This window comes from Mycoplana sp. MJR14 (genome assembly GCF_029210525.1).
Taxonomy (GTDB): Bacteria; Pseudomonadota; Alphaproteobacteria; order Rhizobiales; family Rhizobiaceae; genus Mycoplana.
Genome location: NZ_JARGEO010000003.1, coordinates 111,270 through 128,621, shown reverse-complemented (window position 1 = coordinate 128,621; position 17,352 = coordinate 111,270). Strand labels below are relative to the sequence as shown.

Annotated in this window: 18 protein-coding genes; 8 read left to right on the top strand and 10 right to left on the bottom strand. The window is 66.9% G+C overall.

Annotated elements, in window-relative coordinates:
- Nucleotides 1–12 precede the first annotated feature (12 nt).
- Nucleotides 13–1,038: a LacI family DNA-binding transcriptional regulator gene (locus P0086_RS08630; RefSeq protein ID WP_112595098.1), complete on the bottom strand. Its 1,026-nt coding sequence runs from the start codon at nucleotides 1,036–1,038 to the stop codon at nucleotides 13–15.
- Between the two features lie 241 nt (nucleotides 1,039–1,279).
- Between P0086_RS08630 and P0086_RS08625 the strand changes: the two genes are divergently transcribed.
- From P0086_RS08625 to P0086_RS08615, 3 genes are all read left to right on the top strand, one after another.
- Nucleotides 1,280–2,260 (top strand): tripartite tricarboxylate transporter substrate binding protein, encoded by a 981-nt coding sequence (locus P0086_RS08625; RefSeq protein WP_112594902.1) that lies wholly within the window; start codon nucleotides 1,280–1,282, stop codon nucleotides 2,258–2,260.
- A gap of 62 nt (nucleotides 2,261–2,322) precedes the next feature.
- Complete coding sequence (locus tag P0086_RS08620) at nucleotides 2,323–2,802, top strand: tripartite tricarboxylate transporter TctB family protein (RefSeq protein WP_112613173.1); 480 nt, start codon at nucleotides 2,323–2,325, stop codon at nucleotides 2,800–2,802.
- 37 nt (nucleotides 2,803–2,839) lie between these two features.
- Complete coding sequence (locus P0086_RS08615; RefSeq protein WP_275784631.1) at nucleotides 2,840–4,339, top strand: tripartite tricarboxylate transporter permease; 1,500 nt, start codon at nucleotides 2,840–2,842, stop codon at nucleotides 4,337–4,339.
- 27 nt (nucleotides 4,340–4,366) lie between these two features.
- Here the strand turns inward: P0086_RS08615 and P0086_RS08610 are convergent, their stop codons facing one another.
- The 3 genes from P0086_RS08610 to P0086_RS08600 all read right to left on the bottom strand — a co-directional run bounded on the left by P0086_RS08610 (nucleotide 4,367) and on the right by P0086_RS08600 (nucleotide 7,655).
- Nucleotides 4,367–6,010 carry a sulfatase gene (locus P0086_RS08610; RefSeq protein ID WP_275784628.1) on the bottom strand — a complete coding sequence of 548 codons (1,644 nt, stop codon included), beginning with the start codon at nucleotides 6,008–6,010 and terminating at the stop codon, nucleotides 4,367–4,369.
- Between the two features lie 116 nt (nucleotides 6,011–6,126).
- Nucleotides 6,127–6,879 carry an FkbM family methyltransferase gene (locus P0086_RS08605; RefSeq protein WP_275784626.1) on the bottom strand — a complete coding sequence of 251 codons (753 nt, stop codon included), beginning with the start codon at nucleotides 6,877–6,879 and terminating at the stop codon, nucleotides 6,127–6,129.
- Entirely contained in the window at nucleotides 6,876–7,655 is a 780-nt protein-coding gene (locus P0086_RS08600; protein WP_275784624.1) for a CDP-alcohol phosphatidyltransferase family protein, read from the bottom strand. Before P0086_RS08600 ends, P0086_RS08605 begins: the two co-directional genes overlap by 4 nt.
- A 390-nt stretch (nucleotides 7,656–8,045) precedes the next feature.
- On the opposite strand from P0086_RS08600, the gene P0086_RS08595 reads away from it, so the two are divergent.
- Genes P0086_RS08595 through P0086_RS08580 form a run of 4 tightly spaced genes read left to right on the top strand, consistent with a single transcriptional unit; the run spans nucleotide 8,046 to nucleotide 11,290 of the window.
- Complete coding sequence (locus P0086_RS08595) at nucleotides 8,046–9,053, top strand: zinc-binding alcohol dehydrogenase (protein WP_275784621.1); 1,008 nt, start codon at nucleotides 8,046–8,048, stop codon at nucleotides 9,051–9,053.
- Nucleotides 9,054–9,060: 7 nt separating this feature from the next.
- Nucleotides 9,061–9,459, top strand: coding sequence for a 6-carboxytetrahydropterin synthase (locus P0086_RS08590; protein ID WP_148191094.1), 399 nt, complete (start codon nucleotides 9,061–9,063; stop codon nucleotides 9,457–9,459).
- The gene (locus P0086_RS08585; protein WP_275784619.1) at nucleotides 9,456–10,499 is read left to right on the top strand and encodes a glycosyltransferase family 4 protein; all 1,044 of its coding nucleotides are present in this window, start codon (nucleotides 9,456–9,458) and stop codon (nucleotides 10,497–10,499) included. Before P0086_RS08590 ends, P0086_RS08585 begins: the two co-directional genes overlap by 4 nt.
- Nucleotides 10,496–11,290, top strand: a complete 795-nt coding sequence (locus P0086_RS08580) for a class I SAM-dependent methyltransferase (RefSeq protein WP_275784616.1) — start codon at nucleotides 10,496–10,498, stop codon at nucleotides 11,288–11,290. The genes P0086_RS08585 and P0086_RS08580 overlap by 4 nt, the downstream gene beginning before the upstream one ends.
- On the opposite strand, the gene P0086_RS08575 is transcribed toward P0086_RS08580, so the two are convergent.
- The 5 genes from P0086_RS08575 to minC form a co-directional block, all read right to left on the bottom strand.
- On the bottom strand, nucleotides 11,246–12,049 hold the full coding sequence (locus tag P0086_RS08575; protein ID WP_275784613.1) for a RibD family protein: 804 nt from the start codon (nucleotides 12,047–12,049) through the stop codon (nucleotides 11,246–11,248). The two genes, P0086_RS08580 and P0086_RS08575, sit on opposite strands and share 45 nt — an antisense overlap.
- Before the next feature lie 8 nt (nucleotides 12,050–12,057).
- On the bottom strand, nucleotides 12,058–12,633 hold the full coding sequence (locus P0086_RS08570; protein WP_345799309.1) for a cytochrome b: 576 nt from the start codon (nucleotides 12,631–12,633) through the stop codon (nucleotides 12,058–12,060).
- Nucleotides 12,634–13,061: 428 nt separating this feature from the next.
- Complete coding sequence (gene minE, locus P0086_RS08565; RefSeq protein WP_112594880.1) at nucleotides 13,062–13,325, bottom strand: cell division topological specificity factor MinE; 264 nt, start codon at nucleotides 13,323–13,325, stop codon at nucleotides 13,062–13,064.
- Entirely contained in the window at nucleotides 13,322–14,137 is an 816-nt protein-coding gene (minD, locus tag P0086_RS08560) for a septum site-determining protein MinD (protein ID WP_112594878.1), read from the bottom strand. Before minD ends, minE begins: the two co-directional genes overlap by 4 nt.
- 32 nt (nucleotides 14,138–14,169) lie before the next feature.
- Entirely contained in the window at nucleotides 14,170–14,904 is a 735-nt protein-coding gene (gene minC, locus P0086_RS08555) for a septum site-determining protein MinC (protein ID WP_112595094.1), read from the bottom strand.
- 259 nt (nucleotides 14,905–15,163) lie between these two features.
- On the opposite strand from minC, the gene P0086_RS08550 reads away from it, so the two are divergent.
- The gene (locus P0086_RS08550) at nucleotides 15,164–16,186 is read left to right on the top strand and encodes an LLM class flavin-dependent oxidoreductase (RefSeq protein WP_112607037.1); all 1,023 of its coding nucleotides are present in this window, start codon (nucleotides 15,164–15,166) and stop codon (nucleotides 16,184–16,186) included.
- A gap of 39 nt (nucleotides 16,187–16,225) precedes the next feature.
- Here the strand turns inward: P0086_RS08550 and P0086_RS08545 are convergent, their stop codons facing one another.
- Nucleotides 16,226–17,332: a mannitol dehydrogenase family protein gene (locus tag P0086_RS08545; protein ID WP_275784605.1), complete on the bottom strand. Its 1,107-nt coding sequence runs from the start codon at nucleotides 17,330–17,332 to the stop codon at nucleotides 16,226–16,228.
- Nucleotides 17,333–17,352 lie beyond the last annotated feature (20 nt).

The following is a 17,352-nucleotide window of genomic DNA, read 5'->3' as shown; positions in this document are numbered from 1 at the left end:
CTACGGGCCGGATCAGGCCGTTCCGCGCGCAACGATGTGGAAGTCGACGTCGATCATCGCCTCCACGTTCTCATCGCCGGCGATCTTTCGCAGGATCGATCGCGCCGCCTTGGTGCCGATGTCGCGGCGGTCTATCCGCACGGTCGTCAGCGGCGGATGGGTAAAGGGCGCGAAATCGAAATCGCCGAAGCCGACGATGGCGAGATCGTCCGGCATCCTGCAGCCCCGGGCATGGGCTTCGGTCATGGCCCCGTGCGCGACGACGTCGGACGAGCAGAACACCCCGAGCGTGCCCGATCCGCGATCCAGAAGCTGCGCCATGGCAACGCGTCCGTCCTGGAAGGTGGAAGGCGTGCCCATGTCCATCGTCGGCAGTTCGACCTCGGCGATCCCCGCCAGGCGATTGACGAAACCGTCGCGGCGCTGGACGGCGCGGGGGTCGTTCGCGCCCACCTGGGCATAGCGGTCGTAACCCTTGAGGAGAAGATGCTCCGCCACCAGGTTTCCCACCGCGTAGTGCGAGAAGCCGACGGCGGTATCCAGCGGCGACGGCGTGGAATCCCATATCTCGACGATCGGCAGGCCCGCGCCCGTCAGCATCGCGCGCGTCTCCTTCAGGTGCGAGATGCCGGTCAGGATAATGCCGTCCGGGCGGCGTGCCAGGATGGCCCGGGTCAGTTCGAGCTCCCGGCCGGCATCGTAGCCGGACAGGCCGAGCAGGAGCTGGTAGCCCGCGGACACCAGTTCGGCGTTCAGCCCCTCGATGGTCTCGGCAAAGATCGTGCTGGCGACGGACGGCACGATCGCGGCGATCAGCCGGGTCTTCCGGGAGGCGAGCCCGCCTGCCAGCAGGTTCGGCACATAGCCCGTCCTCGCGATCACGCGCTCGATGGCATCCAGCGTGCGCGGCTTGACCAGATTCGGCGTATTGATCGCGCGCGAGACGGTGACCGGCGACACCCCGGCGAGTCTGGCGATATCGGCCAACGTCACCGGGCCGTTGGTCCTGAAGTGTTTTGCTTTGTCGTGTTCGGCCATGTCCGCCATCTCTGCCAAAATGAGTTACGCTTTCATTTTGCAGACAATCAAGTGCCCTTGCGCGAAATTTAGCAACTATTCACATTAAAAGGCTGATTCAAAACGACATTAAATTTTTCTCCCGTGGTTGCCGTGAGGAAATTTGAAGTTAAAATGAAAGCGCTTCCATTTCTTCGTCAGGAGGGTTTCGAAGAGTGGGGCAGTCGCGCTGGCCAAGAGCCAGGCAAGTGGAGGAAACAGTATGAATCTCAAGCGTTTCATGACGTTTGCGGCCGTTGCGGCCGCAATGGGTGCCGCAGGCATGCAGCCGAGCCGCGCCGACGATTACCCATCCAGGACGGTGACGGTCATCGTGCCGTTCGCGGCCGGCGGCAACACGGACACCTTTGGCCGTCTCGTCGCCGAGGAACTGGACAAGCGGCTGGGGCAGCGCTTCATCGTCGAGAACAAGCCCGGCGCGGGCGGCAATATCGGGCTTGGCGATCTCGCCCGCTCGGAACCGGACGGCTACACGATCGGCATGGGCACGGTGAGCTCGAATGCCATCAACCAGACGCTCTACAAGAGCCTTCCGTACGACAAGGAAAAGGGCTTTGCGCCGATTTCGCTGATCGCGAGCCTGCCGAACGTGCTGGTCGTCAACCCGGACAAGATCAAGGCGAACAACGTCGAGGAACTGATCGCGTTTCTGAAAGCGGAACCGGGCAAGCACACCTACGCGTCCTCGGGGGTCGGCACGTCGATCCATCTCGCGGGCGAGCTTCTGTCCACCAAGGCCGGCGTCACGATGACCCATGTCCCCTACAAGGGCAGCAGCCAGGCCATTCTCGATGTGGTCGCCGGCCATGTCGACATGATGTTCGACAACATCCCGACCGCCGCCCAGCAGGTCAAGGCCGGCAAGGTCAAGGCGCTCGCCGTGACCAGCCTGGAAAAGGCCGATCTCCTGGCGGACGTACCGACCATGGCAAGCGTCATCCCCGGCTTCGAGGCGACCTCGTGGCACGGCCTGTTCGCTCCTGCCGGCACGCCGCCGGAAATCGTCGAAAAGCTCAGCAAGGAAGTCCAGGCGATCATCGCCGATCCGGCGATGCAGGCGAAGCTCAAGGCCATGGGCGTGACGCCCGAGGGCAGCACGTCCGAAGAGTTCCAGGTCTTCATCGACAAGGAAACCGCGAAGTGGGCCGAGGTGATCAAGGCCGCCAACGTGCCGCTTCAGTGAGAACGGCTGCCGGCCGGAGCTCGTCTCCGGCCGGCATATCTATCACGCGCGAGTATCATGCCATGCTGAAGATAAGAAACGGCCGCGACTTCGTCGGCGGCGCAACCATGATCCTTGTCGGCCTGCTGTTCATCTGGTTCGGCCGCGAACTGGAAGCCGGCAACTCCTTCCAGATGGGACCGGGCTATTTCCCGACCATGCTCAGCCTGATCCTGATGGCGCTCGGCGCGCTCATCATCGTGCAGTCGCTGGTGGTCGAGGCGGAACAGGACGGCCCCGAGACCTGGAACTGGAAGGCCTACGGCCTGGTGATCCTTGCGCCGATCGGCTTCGGCCTGGTGCTGGCGGGCCTCGGCCTTGCGCCGACCATGTTCTTCCTGATCGTCGGCGTCGCGTCGGCCAGCCGCTATGCCAACTGGCGTCATTCGATCCTGCTCGGCCTCTTCCTCGCCGCCTGCTGCGTGCTGCTGTTCACGAAGCTCCTGTCGCTTCCCGTCAGCGCCTTCGGGCCCTGGGTCCCCTTCGTCGGCGGTCTTTCCTGACACTCCCCGCCAGCCGCGAAACCGGATTGGATTGCATATGGATATCTTCTCGAACCTCTGGCTCGGTGCCTCGACGGCGTTTCTGCCGATGAACCTTTTCTATGGCTTCATCGGCTGCCTTCTGGGCACGGCGATCGGCGTGCTGCCGGGACTCGGCCCCACCGCCACCATCGCCATGCTCTTGCCGATCACCTTCGGCCTGCCGCCGGAATCCGCGCTGATCATGCTCGCAGGCATCTTCTACGGCGCGCAGTATGGCGGCTCGACCACCGCGGTCCTGATCAATCTGCCGGGCGAGAGTTCTTCGGTCGTCACAGCGATCGACGGCTACCAGATGGCCCGCAACGGCCGCGCCGGGGCTGCGCTTGCGACCGCAGCACTCGGCTCCTTCTTCGCCGGCACGGTCGCGACGATCCTGCTTGCGGTGGCCGCACCGCCGCTTGCCTCAGTCGCACTCAATTTCGGGCCGGCCGAATATTTCTCACTGATGGTGCTCGGCCTCGTCGCCTCGGTCGCGCTCGCCAGCGGCTCGCTGCAGAAGGCGATGGCGATGATCGTCTTCGGGCTGCTGCTCGGCACCGTCGGGACCGATGTCGAGAGCGGCACCCCGCGCTACGTCTTCGACATTCCCGAACTCTATGACGGCCTCAACTTCGTCGCCGTCAGCATGGGCATCTTCGGGATCTGCGAGATCCTGCGCAATCTCGAGAACGAGCAGGAGCGCTCCGTGGGCGTCAAGCGCGTGACCGGGCTGATGCTGACGCGAGAGGACTTCAGGCGCATTCGCTGGCCGGTGCTGCGCGGCACCGCGCTCGGCTCCTTCCTCGGCGTCCTGCCGGGCGGCGGCGCGATGCTCGCCTCCTTCGCCTCCTACGCCATGGAGAAACGCCTGTCGCCCAACGGCGCCGAATTCGGCAAGGGCGCGATCGAAGGCGTCGCCGCGCCGGAATCGGCCAACAACGCCGGTGCGCAGACGTCCTTCATTCCCATGCTGACGCTCGGCATCCCCGGCAATCCGGTCATGGCGCTCATGGTCGGCGCGATGATCCTGCAGGGCATCACCCCCGGCCCCAACGTGATCTCGGACGAGCCCGACCTGTTCTGGGGCATGATCGTCTCCATGTGGTCGGGCAATCTCATGCTCGTCATCCTCAACCTGCCGCTGATCGGGCTCTGGGTGCGGATGCTGACGGTGCCCTATCATCTGCTGTTTCCGGCCATCATCGGCTTCTGCTGCATCGGCGCCTACAGCATCAACAACAGCGTGTTCGACGTGTTCGTCATGGCCGGTTTCAGCGTTGTCGGCTTTGCGCTCAGCAAGATGCGTTTCGAGCCGGCGCCGCTGCTGCTCGGCTTCATTCTCGGGCCGATGCTGGAGGAGAACCTGCGCCGGGCGATGCTGATCAGCCAGGGCGATCCGACGATCTTCGTGCGCAGCCCGCTCAGCCTGTCGCTGCTGCTCGTCGCCGTCGTCGTGCTCGGTCTCGTGCTGTCGCCCAGCATCAGCCGCAAGCGCGAGGAGGCCTTCACCGAGTAGCGCGCGGGGAAGTTCAGTGGCCAGGTATCACGGCCTGCTGAAGTGCCGGATCAGGCGTTCCCGCAGGCTGTCCATCGACGGTTCCGCCCCCTTCGGAGACGGCGTCATGCCGGCGTCGAAGCCATCGGCGATGAAACCCTGGACGAGGGCGTGGTCGCGGCTGACGATGTGGATCGGAACCGAGCGCGAGGCATCGGGACCGGTGATTAGCGCCGCCGGCTGGTGGTCGCCCAGGATCACGAAGACGGCATCCCCGCCGAAGCGCAGCATGTAGTCGCCCAGCGCCTGGAGCGCATAGTCGACGGTTTCGACGTATTGCCGGCGGACGCGATCGTGATCGGCCCAGACCACAGCCGGCGTCTCGCCGCTGTCGGCCTGGCCGTTGAAGGCGGTGCCGTCGCCGACCGCATCCCAATCGATCAGCTTCGGCACCGGTGTCCACGGCGCATGGCTGGAAATCAGCGCGATTTCGGCCATGACGGGCTTGCCCGCGGCCTTCGCCGGCGAACGGGCAAGGCGCTCGAAGGCCGAAAGCGTGTACTGGTCCGGCATCGTCACCCAGTTGAAGGGGCTGCCGCGGTATCCGAGGTCCTTCGCGGCCAGGATCTGGTCATAGCCGAAATAGGCCGATTCCGGCCAGTCCATCGTGATCGCCGGCATGACCGCCGCCGTCCGCCATCCGGCATCACGGAACAGACGGTTCAGGCTCGCCCGATCGCTTTCCATCAGCCGGTCGTAGCGCGCCTGGCTGTCGATCCACAGGCCCGATAGCAGCGTTCCATGGGCAAGCCAGCTGAGGCCGCCGACGGTCGGCGAGCGCGTCCAGCCGCTGGCCACGGCGAAGCCGGCGCCCTGAAGCCGCCGCCCGATGTCCCCGAGCCGCGGCCCGATCAGTCCGGCATAGCGCGGATCCTCGATGGCGCTTCGACCGTAGGATTCCACGAAGACGAGGATCACGTCGCGGCCCCTGACGCGGGAGAAAAGCGGCTTGCCGGCACCATGCGCGTCCCCGGCGACAAGCTCGGCCTCGAACGCCCGGATGTCGGCGACGGAGGTGGCCACAAGCGAAAGCCGCGCACCGAGAAAGGACGCCGCCCGCAGATCGGCGAAGCCCTGTCCTCCCCCGCGCGGGCCGGCCGCCAGGAGTGCGAGGCCAGCGGCCAGAACGATCGAAAAGCCTGCAACGGCAATCCGCCTGGCAGTCCGGCCGAGCCGCGTCATCGCCACGCAGGCCCAAAAGAAGATGCCGACCAGCATGGTCAGGACAGCGACCGCCAGGCCGATGGCCAGCGCCGCACCCACCGTGCCGACTGCGCCGGACAGCATGTTCCAGCCGTCGAACAGCATCTTCATGTCGAGATAGGGATCGAAACGGCGCTGGAAGGCCGAGAGCACGCCGATGTCCGCAAGCTTCAGGAACAGGAGACAGAAGAGGAGGCTCGCGGCAAGGAGCGCGCACACGATGGCCACCCGCCGCGGCAGCAACAGCAGGGCGAGCGCTGTCAGCGGCACCTCGATCGGCAGGCGCAGGAGAGCCTGTGGATGGAAGGCGTCCGGACTGTCCGGCAGGATGCAGGCGGCAGAACCGATGACGACGAAGACAAGGACCGAGAGGGCGGCCTTCCACCCGAAGACCCGCTTGCCCCTACCTTCCGAATTCAGCCGCACCATCCGCTTCACCCTTTCGCCCGCACATCAGACCATCGGGCCGCAACTTGCAACGGCCGGATCGACATGACCGTGCGCAGGCCGGGGGCATTCGCAAGCACGGGAACCAGCCATCGATGTCACGGCGCCAGGCGGGCGTAGATGTCGCCTGACGGGCTGTCCGGCGAAAGCGTGGTAAGGTCGGCCGACAGCGCGGCCGCATCCTTCCACTCGGCATCGACGAAGCGGTGGGTCTCGCCGATGACGCGCTTGAAGCGATAGTTGCCGAGCTGCCCGAGCCGGTCGACTGCCTCGCGCGCCACCTCCGGCAGGGCGGGGATATATTCGAAGGCGATGAGCCGGATCGGTCTGGAAAGGCCGCGCAAGATGTCGCTTTCCGCGCCCTCGACGTCGATCTTGCAGAAGGCGGGCAGACCGTATTTGTCGATCAGCCGGTCCAGAGTGGTCACCGGCAGCCGGATCTCGCTGTCCCAGACCACGTCCCGAAAGCCGGCGCTGTGGCTGACACCGTCGATGAAGCGTTTCGATAGGGTCGTGACCGTCGGATGGCGGCTCGAGACATGAAGCGTCGCCACGCCCTCGGCGGCCCCGACCGCCAGGCGCTCGAGGCCCTTCAACTGTCTGGAAAGGTGCATCGCGACGATGTCGGCGAAGACCGGCTGTGGCTCCACCGCCACCACCGCGGCGCCGAGCGAAATCAACGTCCGGCTGCGGCTGCCGACATGGGCGCCGATGTCGAACACGAGGTCGCCGGGCGAGACCAGTTCGCGATAGAAGCGCCTGAGCTGCCGGCGGCGCCACGGCTGGCCATAGTAGATCAGCATCGACCGCGTGACGCCGATCGCCGTGTCGACACTGGACAGGACGTTCATTCCCGCACCTCGGCCTTGGTCAGGAGATAGAAGCAGTCCACCGCAAAGGAATGGCAAAGCAGAAGCAGGGCGATCGCCGCAAGCCAAGACGAGACCGGCTGGACGATATCGGGCACCAGGATCAGGCACAGGACCGCGACCTGCACCACGCAGACGAACTTGCGCCACAGCGACGGCGGCAGCGCGCCCGCAAGACGCGGCACGGGATAGTGCAGGAGCAGGAATGCGTAGCGCATCAGCCCGATGAGCAGGACCCATGCGCCTGCCTTGCCCAGCAGAAAGGCGGCGGTGGAGAGGCAGAGGATCAGCAGGGCGTCGACCTCCATGTCGAAGCGTGCCCCCAGCGCGGACACCTGTGCCTCGCGACGTGCCACAAATCCGTCGACGCCATCCAGCACCAGCGCCACGAGCACGAGGGCCACGAAGACCCACGGTGCATTCGCGATGTTCTGCGCTGCGCCCGGATAGAACACGGCCGCAGCGATGATGCTGACCAACGCCGCCCGGACCGCCGTGACGGTGTTGGCGAGGCCGAAGCGCTGGTGTCCGTGATGCTGCAGGCCCCTGAGGACGAGCGCGAAGATGAACAGGAGCAGCACCGCCGCGGCCATGACGACGCCACCGCCGAGCGGCAGGTGATAGGCGACAAGCATATAGGCGGCGACGGCAGCGGCGAAGACACAGCCGAGCACGGTCAGCGCATTGGCCCGCAGCGCTCGCGACGGCGCGCCTTCCGCAACACGCCCCTGCAGGACCGGTGTCTCCTCCAACAGCATCTTCGCCTACTCCGCTGCGAGAAGGATCGCGATTTCGAACATGTGACCGGCTCTCTCCCTTCCTGGTCGTTGGACAGACGGCTTTCTCGACCCTCACCTCACCCGTCAGGGGAATGCGGCTCGCAACCTCGATGCCTCCATCGGAACGCGAAGCAATCTCCACCGGACTATTGGCGAAGACCGTTGCCTTGGCAATCACGCCTATCGAATGACAAGAAAATTGTACCTCCGCGCAAGCGCGCTGCCTGCGGCATTGCCCGTTCAGCCTGAAACCGAAAGAACGGGCGAGACAGACCTATTGGCACGCCCCGCAGATTCGGCGCATCTTGACCCGGGCTCCGCATCCCGCGAGATGATGAGCCCGCCGCACCGCTGGCCAGGGAGAGACGCATGAAACCGGACACCGGCACAGCCGGAATGGCAGGCGCCGCCAGCGCCCGAGCCCTGTGGATTCCGGCGGCCGGCATATGCGAGATCCGCGAGCAGCCGCTGCCTCCGCCGGGAGACGGACAAGTGCGGGCGCGCATGCTGTTCAGCGGCATCAGCCGCGGCACGGAGAACCTCGTCTTTCAGGGCCGCGTCCCGGTGAGCGAGTTCGAGCGCATGCGCGGCCCCCATATGGGCGGCGATTTTCCGTTTCCGGTGAAATACGGCTATTCGGCCGTGGGCCGGGTCGAGCAGGGCCCCCCATCGCTTGCCGGCCGCACGGTGTTCTGCCTCCACCCGCATCAGGATGTCTTCACCGTCGCCGCGGACGCGGTGACGCCGCTGCCCGAGGGACTGCCCCCGGCACGCGCCGTGCTGGCAGCGAACATGGAGACCGCGCTGAACATCGTCTGGGACGCCGATATCCTGCCGGGGGACCGGGTCGCCGTGTTCGGGGCCGGCGTCGTCGGCGCCCTTGTCGCCCAACTCGCCGCGGGCATCATCGGCACCGACGTCCTGCTGATCGACCGCAATCCGGCCCGGCGGACGCTGGCGGCGGCACTCGGCCTCGGCTTTGCGACCGGAGAGACGGCGGCGGGCCCGTTCGACGTGCTCGTCAACGCCTCCGGCTCGGCCGAAGCGCTGTCGAGAGCCATCGAACTCGCCGGACAGGAAGCCCGCATCGTCGAGGCGAGCTGGTATGGCGACCGCTCCGTCAGCCTGCCGCTCGGCGGCGCCTTTCACGCCCACAGGCTCACCATCGCCAGTTCCCAGGTCGGCTCGCTGCCGCCGGCGCGGCGCGCGCGCTGGCCCCATGCCCGACGGCTCGAAAAGGCGCTGGAGCTCTTGCGCGACGACCGCCTCGACAGGCTGATTTCCGGCGAGACCCACTTCGCCGACCTCGCCGCCGCCTATCCGGCTATCCTTGCCGATGCCGAAACCCTTTGCCATCGTATCCGCTACACGGAGTAGGAAGAGAATGTTCGCCGTTGAAGTCCGCGACCACATCATGATCGCCCACAGCCTTCCCCGCCCGGTCTTCGGCCCCGCCCAGGGCATGCATGGCGCCACCTTCGTGGTCGACGCCGCCTTCTTCACGCGCGATCTCGACGAGGACGGATTGGCGGTCGATATCGGGGCGGCGACGACGGTGTTGGGCGAGGTGCTGCAGCCGCTGAACTATCAGAACCTCGACACGCTCCCGGTCTTCGCCGGCAAGGTCACGACGACGGAAGTCATCGCCAAGCATATCTTCGACGCGCTCGCGGCTGCCGTTGCGGAGAAGAAGCTCGGTCCGGGCAGCCACCGGATCTGCCGGCTGAAGGTGACCCTTCACGAATCGCATGCCGCCCGCGGCTGGTACGAGGCCGACCTTTGAGCCGTCATGTCACCTTCGCCTTTCCCGGCGACCTGGCCCTGAACACCGGCGGCTATGCCTATGATCGCCGGGTCATCGCCGGGCTTGCCGAACGCAACTGGTCGGTCGCGTGCCTGCCGCTCGGCGAAGGCTTTCCCTTTCCCGCGCCGGAGGTCAAGGAGGAAGCCGAGCGCCGGCTGTCGCAACTGCCCGACGGCGGGCTGCTCGTGGTCGACGGTCTCGCCTTCGGCGTGTTGGACCAGTGGGCGGAGCGGGAAGCCCGGCGCCTGCGCATCGTTGCGCTCGTCCATCATCCGCTGGCCCTCGAGACCGGGCTCGACACCGGCCAGCAGCGCCGGTTCGAAGACAGCGAGCGCCGCGCGCTGTCCTTCGCCAGACGCGTCATCGTCACCTCGCCCATGACCGCGCGCGCGCTCGCCGCACACTACGATGTCCGCCCCGACCGGCTTGTGGTCGCCGTCCCGGGCACCGATCCGGCCCGGATGGCCACCTGCGAGGGCGACCCGGCGCATATCCTCTCCATCGGCACGCTCACCCCGCGCAAGGGGCACGACGTGCTCATCGCCGCTCTGAAGGAGATCGAAGATCTGCCCTGGCGCGCAACGATCGTCGGCAGCCACAAGCTCGATCCGCAAACCGCCGCCGCTCTGGAAAAGCAGGTGGAAAGGCTCGGCCTTGCGGAACGGATATCGCTTGCCGGCGAAAGCGAGGACACCCGCGCGCTGCTGGCGGACGCCGATGTCTTCGCGCTTGCGAGCCGCTTCGAAGGGTATGGCATGGTCTTCGCCGAAGCCCTTTCGCAAGGGCTGCCGATCGTCGCCTGCCGGGCGGGCGCCGTTCCCGAGGTCGTGCCGGAGGACGCAGGCATGCTGGTGCCGGTCGACGACGTGAGCGCCTTCGCCCGCGCGCTGCGGAGCCTGGTCGCGGACAAGAGCCTGCGCCGGACAAAGGCCGCCGCCGCAAGGCGCGCCGGCGCGTCGCTGCCCGGCTGGGACGTGACCGTGGGGATCATCGCACAAGCATTGGAGACGCTGCGATGAGCGGCTTCGACAAGGCCTGGCTGGCGCTGCGCGAGCCCGCCGATCGCCGCGCCCGTCACGGCGGGCTGACGGAGGCGCTGTCCAGCTATGTCCGCAGCCTGCCCGATCCCCTTGTTCTCGACATCGGCTGCGGCACCGGGTCCACCTGGCGGAGCCTCGCCGGCCGGCTGCCCGCCGGCGCGCGCTGGCTGATGCTGGACAACGATCCGCTGCTGCTCGACGAGGCCGCGCGCCGGATCGGCCGGGATGCCGGCGTGACGTTCCGCCGGCACGACCTCGCCGACATCGACGCCCTGCCGCTGGAGGGCGTGGGCGTCGTCACCGCCTCGGCCCTGTTCGACCTGTGCTCCGAGCCCTTCTGCGCCGCGCTCGCCGACCGGCTCGCCTCGGCGCGCTGCGGTCTCTACGCGGCGCTGAACTATGACGGGACCATGCGCTGGTCGCCGTCGCATCCGCTCGATGCGCAGATGGTGGCGCTGTTCAACAGCCACCAGCGCACGGACAAGGGGTTCGGCCCGGCGCTCGGTCCCGACGCGGCCGCCTGCCTCGCGCGCCATCTTGCCGCGCGCGGGTTCACGGTGCGGGTCGAAGACAGCCCGTGGCACCTGGATGCGGAGAGCGCCGAATTGCAGGCGCAGTTGCTGCAGGGCCTGCGCCGGCCGCTTCTCGAAATCTCGGACCTGCCTGAGGCGACGGTCGACGGCTGGCTGGAATACCGGCTGGGGGCCATCGGCACGCCCGGCGGTTCAGGCCTCGTTGGCCACGCGGACCTCCTGGCCCTGCCGGCCTGAGGCCCGTTGCGGCCGCAGCGCGCAGTCGAACAGGATGTCGGTTCCGAGATCGTAGACCTCGGTGACGGGGCGATAGGCCCCGGCCAGGCTCTCGATCGGCGAGAGCGCAATGCCGCTCGGGCCGGAGCCGATGATGATCGGGGATATGGCCACATGCAGCCGATCGACGAGGCCCGCCGCGATGAAGCGCGCGATCGTGCGGGCGCCGCCCTCGACCAGCACGCGATCGAGGCTGCGCTGCGCCAGGGCGTCGAGGATGTCGTGCGGGTCGAGGCCGCAGGCCTTGGGCTCGAGGCTGATGATCTCCGCACCCGGCAGGACGATGCCCTTGGCGCGTGCGCTCCGAAACACGATCACCGGCGCTCCGCCGTCATGGAACAGGCTCTCGCTGCCGTCCAGTTCCGCATGGCAGTCGACGATCACGCGGACCGGCGACGCGCCCTTGACCATCCTCACCGACAGCCTCGGATCGTCGGCCCTGACCGTGCCGATGCCGACGATCACGGCATCCACCAGCGCCCGACATCGATGCAGATGGGCGAGCCCGTCCTGACCGGAGACGTCGCGGGCATCGCCCGTGGGCGTCGCGATGCGCCCGTCGAGCGACTGGCCCACCTGCGCGATCACGAACCGACCGGTTGCCCCGGCGATCGGCGCGTAGAGGCGATAGGCCGCCTCTGTGGGCACGCCTTCGCCCCCGCCCTGCCGAAGGACCAGCAGTCGCGACCAGGTCGCCTCATCCATCTCCAACTTGAACATCGCGCTCCCTAGAGCATCCGGTATAGGGTGTTGTCGCGTCTGATCACATGATGAAACAGGACGCCGCCGATATGCAACGCGAAAAGCGTCAGAAGGATCCATGCGCTCCAGGCATGGATCGCCGAAAGCGTCCAGGCAATGTCGGGCGCCTTGCCCACCGGGCTCCAGATCGGAACGAGGCCGAACCAGAGAAGCGGAAATCCGTGCGCGTTCGTGGCGAGGAAGCCGCTGACCGGCATGATGATCAGGAAGAGATAGAGCAGGCCGTGGACGACCGAGGCCACCAGGCGTTCGATCGCGGGGCCCTCCGGCTGCGGCGCCCTCACCAGCAGCTTGTTGCCGACCCGCACCAGCATGATCCAAAGTACCAGGAACCCCAGGCTCTCGTGGACCATGTAGAAGTCGAGCGTCACCTCTTTCTTCGTGAATTTGATGAAGAAGCCGAGCGGCCAGATCGCCAGCACCAGCACCGCCACGATCCAGTGAAGGATGCGGGACGTCGCGGCGTAGCGCTCCACGCGGATCACCGCCTCGGTCGGACAGGTCGCCTGGGTCAGGGTGCTCGTCTCGCTGATCTTGGACAATGAACCTCCCCCACCATGAACCCGACGCGCCCGGCGGAATGCCATGCCGCCCAGATGCAGACTGCAACGGAAAGGCAGGCTACGGTATCGCCGTGCAATACGACAGGCTCATGCCGTCCACGGGCACACCGTTTATCCGCTGCCGCGGCGCGGGATCATGCTGCCCGGCCGGTTCAATCCTCGATGGTTTTACAGCAAGGCGAACGCCTTGTCAGTTCCTCTCGGCATGCAAGCGCCACACGACGAAGGGGACCGCCGCGATCACCGGTGCGCGATGCGCACCCCGAAGAACCCGCAAGGAGCCCATGGGCCGGATCCATCGGCAAGACGACCACGTCGGATGGGTGTCGTCGCCTACCGGCATGTGGAGTGTGTCCGATAGTCCTTGCCGATCCGCGAGGCTGACCTCGCGGATCGATTGGCTGTGCTCAGGCGGCGCGGATGGTCACGGTGACTGGGATCTCGATGTCGACCTCGAGCGTGGTGACGTGCTCGCCGCGCTCCATCTTCACGCTCACGCGTTCGTCGTCGATCTCGACGTGCTTGGCGATGACGGCGAGGATCTCCTCGCGGAGGATGGCGACGAGGTCCGACTGGCCGACCGACGCCCGTTCGTGCGCCAGAAGCACCTGCAGACGCTCCCGTGCCACCGGGGCGGAGGTCTGCTTGCGGAAGAGGCTGAAAATGCTCATGCTGCCCTCCGTCCGAAAATCTTGCCGAAGATGCCGCGCTTCTCGCCCGGAATGGTCATCGGTACGGTTTCCCCCGCAAGCCGCCGGGCGGCGTCGAGATAGGCGAGCGCCGGGGCCGAGCGGCTGTCGGCGAGGGTGACCGGGGCGCCGATGTTCGAGGCCTTCAGCACGTCCATGCTTTCAGGAACGATGCCGAGCAGCGGGATCGACAGGATCTCGAGCACGTCGTCGACCTTCAGCATGTCGCCGCGCTCGGCGCGGGCCGGATCGTAGCGGGTGAGCAGCAGGTGCTTTTCCATCCGCTCGCCGCGCTCGGCCTTCTCGGTCTTGGCGTCCAGGAGGCCGATGATGCGGTCGGAATCGCGCACCGACGAGACTTCCGGGTTGGTCACGACGACGGCGACGTCGGCGTGGCGCATGGCGAGCGTGGCGCCGCGCTCGATCCCGGCCGGGCTGTCGCAGATGATCCAGTCAAACTGTTCCTTCAGCTCGTTCATGACCCGCTCGACACCCTCGGGCGTCAGGCTGTCCTTGTCGCGGGTCTGCGAGGCCGGCAGCAGATACAGCGTATCGAGGCGCTTGTCGCGGATCACCGCCTGCGTCAGCTTGGCATCGCCCTGGATGACGTTGACGAGGTCGTAGACGACCCGGCGCTCGGCGCCCATGACGAGGTCGAGATTGCGCAGGCCGACGTCGAAGTCGACGACGACGGTCTTCTCGTTGCGCTGGGCCAGCGCCGCCCCGAGAGCGGCGCTCGAAGTCGTCTTTCCGACGCCGCCCTTGCCCGATGTCACCACGACTACTTTTGCCATCTTCCCGCTCCTGTTGCTGGCCGGCAGCCGGCTCAGTTTAGTCTTTCCGCCTTGATCGAATCGTTTTCGAGCCACAGCTGCACCGCCTGGCCGCGCAGGTCCGGCGCCATGTCCTCGGCGGTCTTGTAGACGCCGTCGATCGCCAGCAGCTCCGCCTCCAGCCGCCGGCAGAAGATCCGCGCGCCGGCATTGCCGACCGATCCCGCCAGCGCCCTTCCCCTGAGCGTGCCGTAGATGTGCACCGAGCCGCCGGCGATGATCTCGGCTCCCGAGGCGACGGATCCGATCACCGTCACGTCGCCCTCCGGAAAGATGATCGACTGGCCAGAGCGCACCGGCTCCCGGACGATCATCGACGACAGGGCCTTTGCGGCCTGCGGCTCCCGGCGAACTGCCGGCGCCGTCTCGGCCGCTGTGGCCACGGGCTCGGCCGCCGGCACTTCGATGTCCGGGGCGGGACGTCCGCCGCGCATCGCAGGCGGCATGCCGGGCTCGAACAGCGACGGCCGCCCGCCCTCGATGCCCATGACGCGCACGTTGCGCCGGGCAAGCTCGTCGAGCAGTCCCTTCAGCTGGTGCCGGTCGATGTCGAGCTCGGCGACGTCGAGCACGATCGGCCGCTCCAGGAAGAAGCCCGCCGAACGTCCGGCGAGGTCGTCCAGGCGCGCCAGCCATTCGTCCAGCGGCAGTTCCGGCGAGAGCATCAGCGCCAGGAAGGACCGGCCCTTGATACGGATCGAGCGAGCATCTGTTAACACGTTGGAAATCTTCGTTAATTTTTCCTTCTCGATACCTACGCGATTCACGGTTAACAAATGGTTAACACCCGCACCCACGCAGCCTTGCCCGTTAGGGAAATTTGCTCACTGCGGCTGCTCTTCGCCGGTTCCTGCGGGTGCCGTCCCGGCGAGGCTGTAACCGAAAGGCTCGCCTCGCTGAACAGAGCGTTCTTGTTTCCGCGCCTGTCGCTCTGCTCCGTCTTGTGCCATCAAGGGTCGAAACGAGGCAGCATCGGGCGATATCATCATGAAGAAAATCGGATTTCTCTCCTTCGGCCACTGGGCCCCCTCTCCCCAGTCGCAGACCCGCTCGGCGGGCGATGCGCTGCTGCAGTCGATCGATCTCGCCGTGGCGGCCGAGGAACTGGGGGCCGACGGCGCCTATTTCCGCGTCCACCATTTCGCCCGGCAGCTCGCCTCCCCCTTCCCGCTCCTGGCCGCCGTCGGCGCGAAGACGAAGAGGATCGAGATCGGCACCGCCGTCATCGACATGCGCTACGAGAACCCGCTCTACATGGCCGAGGACGCCGGCGCCGCCGACCTGATCGCCGGCGGCCGCCTGCAGCTCGGCATCAGCCGCGGCTCGCCCGAACAGGTGATCGACGGCTGGAAGTACTTCGGCTACCAGCCGCAGGAGGGAAAGACCGACGCCGACATGGGCCGCAGCCATGCCGAGGTGCTGCTGGAGGCGCTGAAGGGCAACGGTTTCGCAAAGCCGAACCCGCGCCCGATGTTCCCCAACCCGCCGGGCCTGCTGCGCCTGGAACCCTATTCTGAAGGCCTGCGCGAGCGTATCTGGTGGGGCGCCGGCTCGAATGCGACGGCCGTCTGGGCCGCGAGACTCGGCATGAACCTACAAAGCTCGACCCTGAAGGACGACGAGACCGGCGAACCGTTCCACATCCAGCAGGCCGCCCAGATCCGCGCCTACCGGGACGCCTGGAAGGAGGCCGGCCATGCCCGCACGCCGCGCGTCTCCGTCAGCCGCAGCATCTTCGCCCTCGTCGACGACCGCGACCGCGCCTATTTCGGCCAGAGCGGCAAGGAACAGGATTCGATCGGCTTCATCGACGAGAACACGCGGGCGATCTTCGGGCGGTCCTATGCCGCCGAACCCGACCGGCTGGTGGAGCAACTGGCCGCTGACGAGGCCGTGGCCGAAGCCGATACCCTGCTTCTGACCGTCCCCAACCAGCTGGGCGTCGACTACAACGCCCATGTCATCGAGGCGATCCTGAAGCACGTGGCACCGGCGCTCGGCTGGCGATAGGCCCCAGAGCGCCGACGCGGGGTTCCGGCGGTCGATCGTTCAGGCAGCGCCGCTGCGATCGACGATCGCCGTGAGCCTCGGGAAATCGCCCTTGTGGCCACCCGCCCGGGCGAGATCGACGAAGGCGACGATCCGGCGCTCGACCTTCTGGGCATGGTTCTGGGCGATGTCCGAGAGCTTGTGGTCGAGGAAGGGATTGGAAAACCGCTCCAGGGTGGTCGCGAGATAGGCCGCCGCTGCGTCGCGGCGACCGAGCGCCGCGAACGCCGGCAGGACCTCGCTCTGATAGATATCGTCCAGCTCGCCCTTGACCTCCGGCCGGGCGATGAATTCGCGAACGATCGCCTGTGCCGGCGCACCCTGCCGGATCCACATGTCCACCAGCGCCGTATGGCCGAGGTTGAGGATGTGCAGCTTCAGCGTCTCGATCTCGCGCAGGTCGTCGACGAGCTGGATCGCAGGGTGGACGGTCGGAGCGACCAGGCCCGCTGTCCGCTCGATCGCCCAGAGCGCATAGGGCTCGGCGACGGCCCCCGCAGGCTCGATCGGCGCGGAGACGATGCGGTCGACCAAGCTCGACGCCCAGATCGTCTCGTCTGCGATGTAACGCTTCAGTCCGGCGGTGGCGTTGTTGGCCGCCGCGATCTCCAGGACCAGCCCCCGCAGCACCTTGCCGTTGTCGGCAATCAGCTCCATCGGCAGGATCGTCAGGGGACGCCCGTTTTCGGCGTGGCGGGCGGCCAGGAGCAGATAGAGCTTGGCGGGAAAGCTCATCCCGGGCGAGAAGGCGGAGAGGCTATCCTCCGCCTTGCTCTCGTAGCCGGAATCGCCGGTGTTGGAGAGGACGTATTCCGCCTCCTCCACGAAGACGCGCCGGACCTCCTCATACTGGTCGGTCATGGACAGGCAGCGCCGGACCGAAGTGACCCGCTGCTCCTCGTCGACCACGCGGCCGTCCTGGCGGCCGCGGATCCGCACCGGATAGCCGTCCGGCGCGGCGAGCGCGGCAAGCCGCCCGGCCCTCGCCGGATCGCCGGAGGTCTGCACCACCGTGATCCCGAGCGCCGGCGTTCCCTCGGACAAAAACAGGTCGGCGTGCGCCTGCAGGAACCGGCTCGTGCCGAACTGGATGACGGGGGTCTTCATGGCCTGCCTGCCCTTTTTCT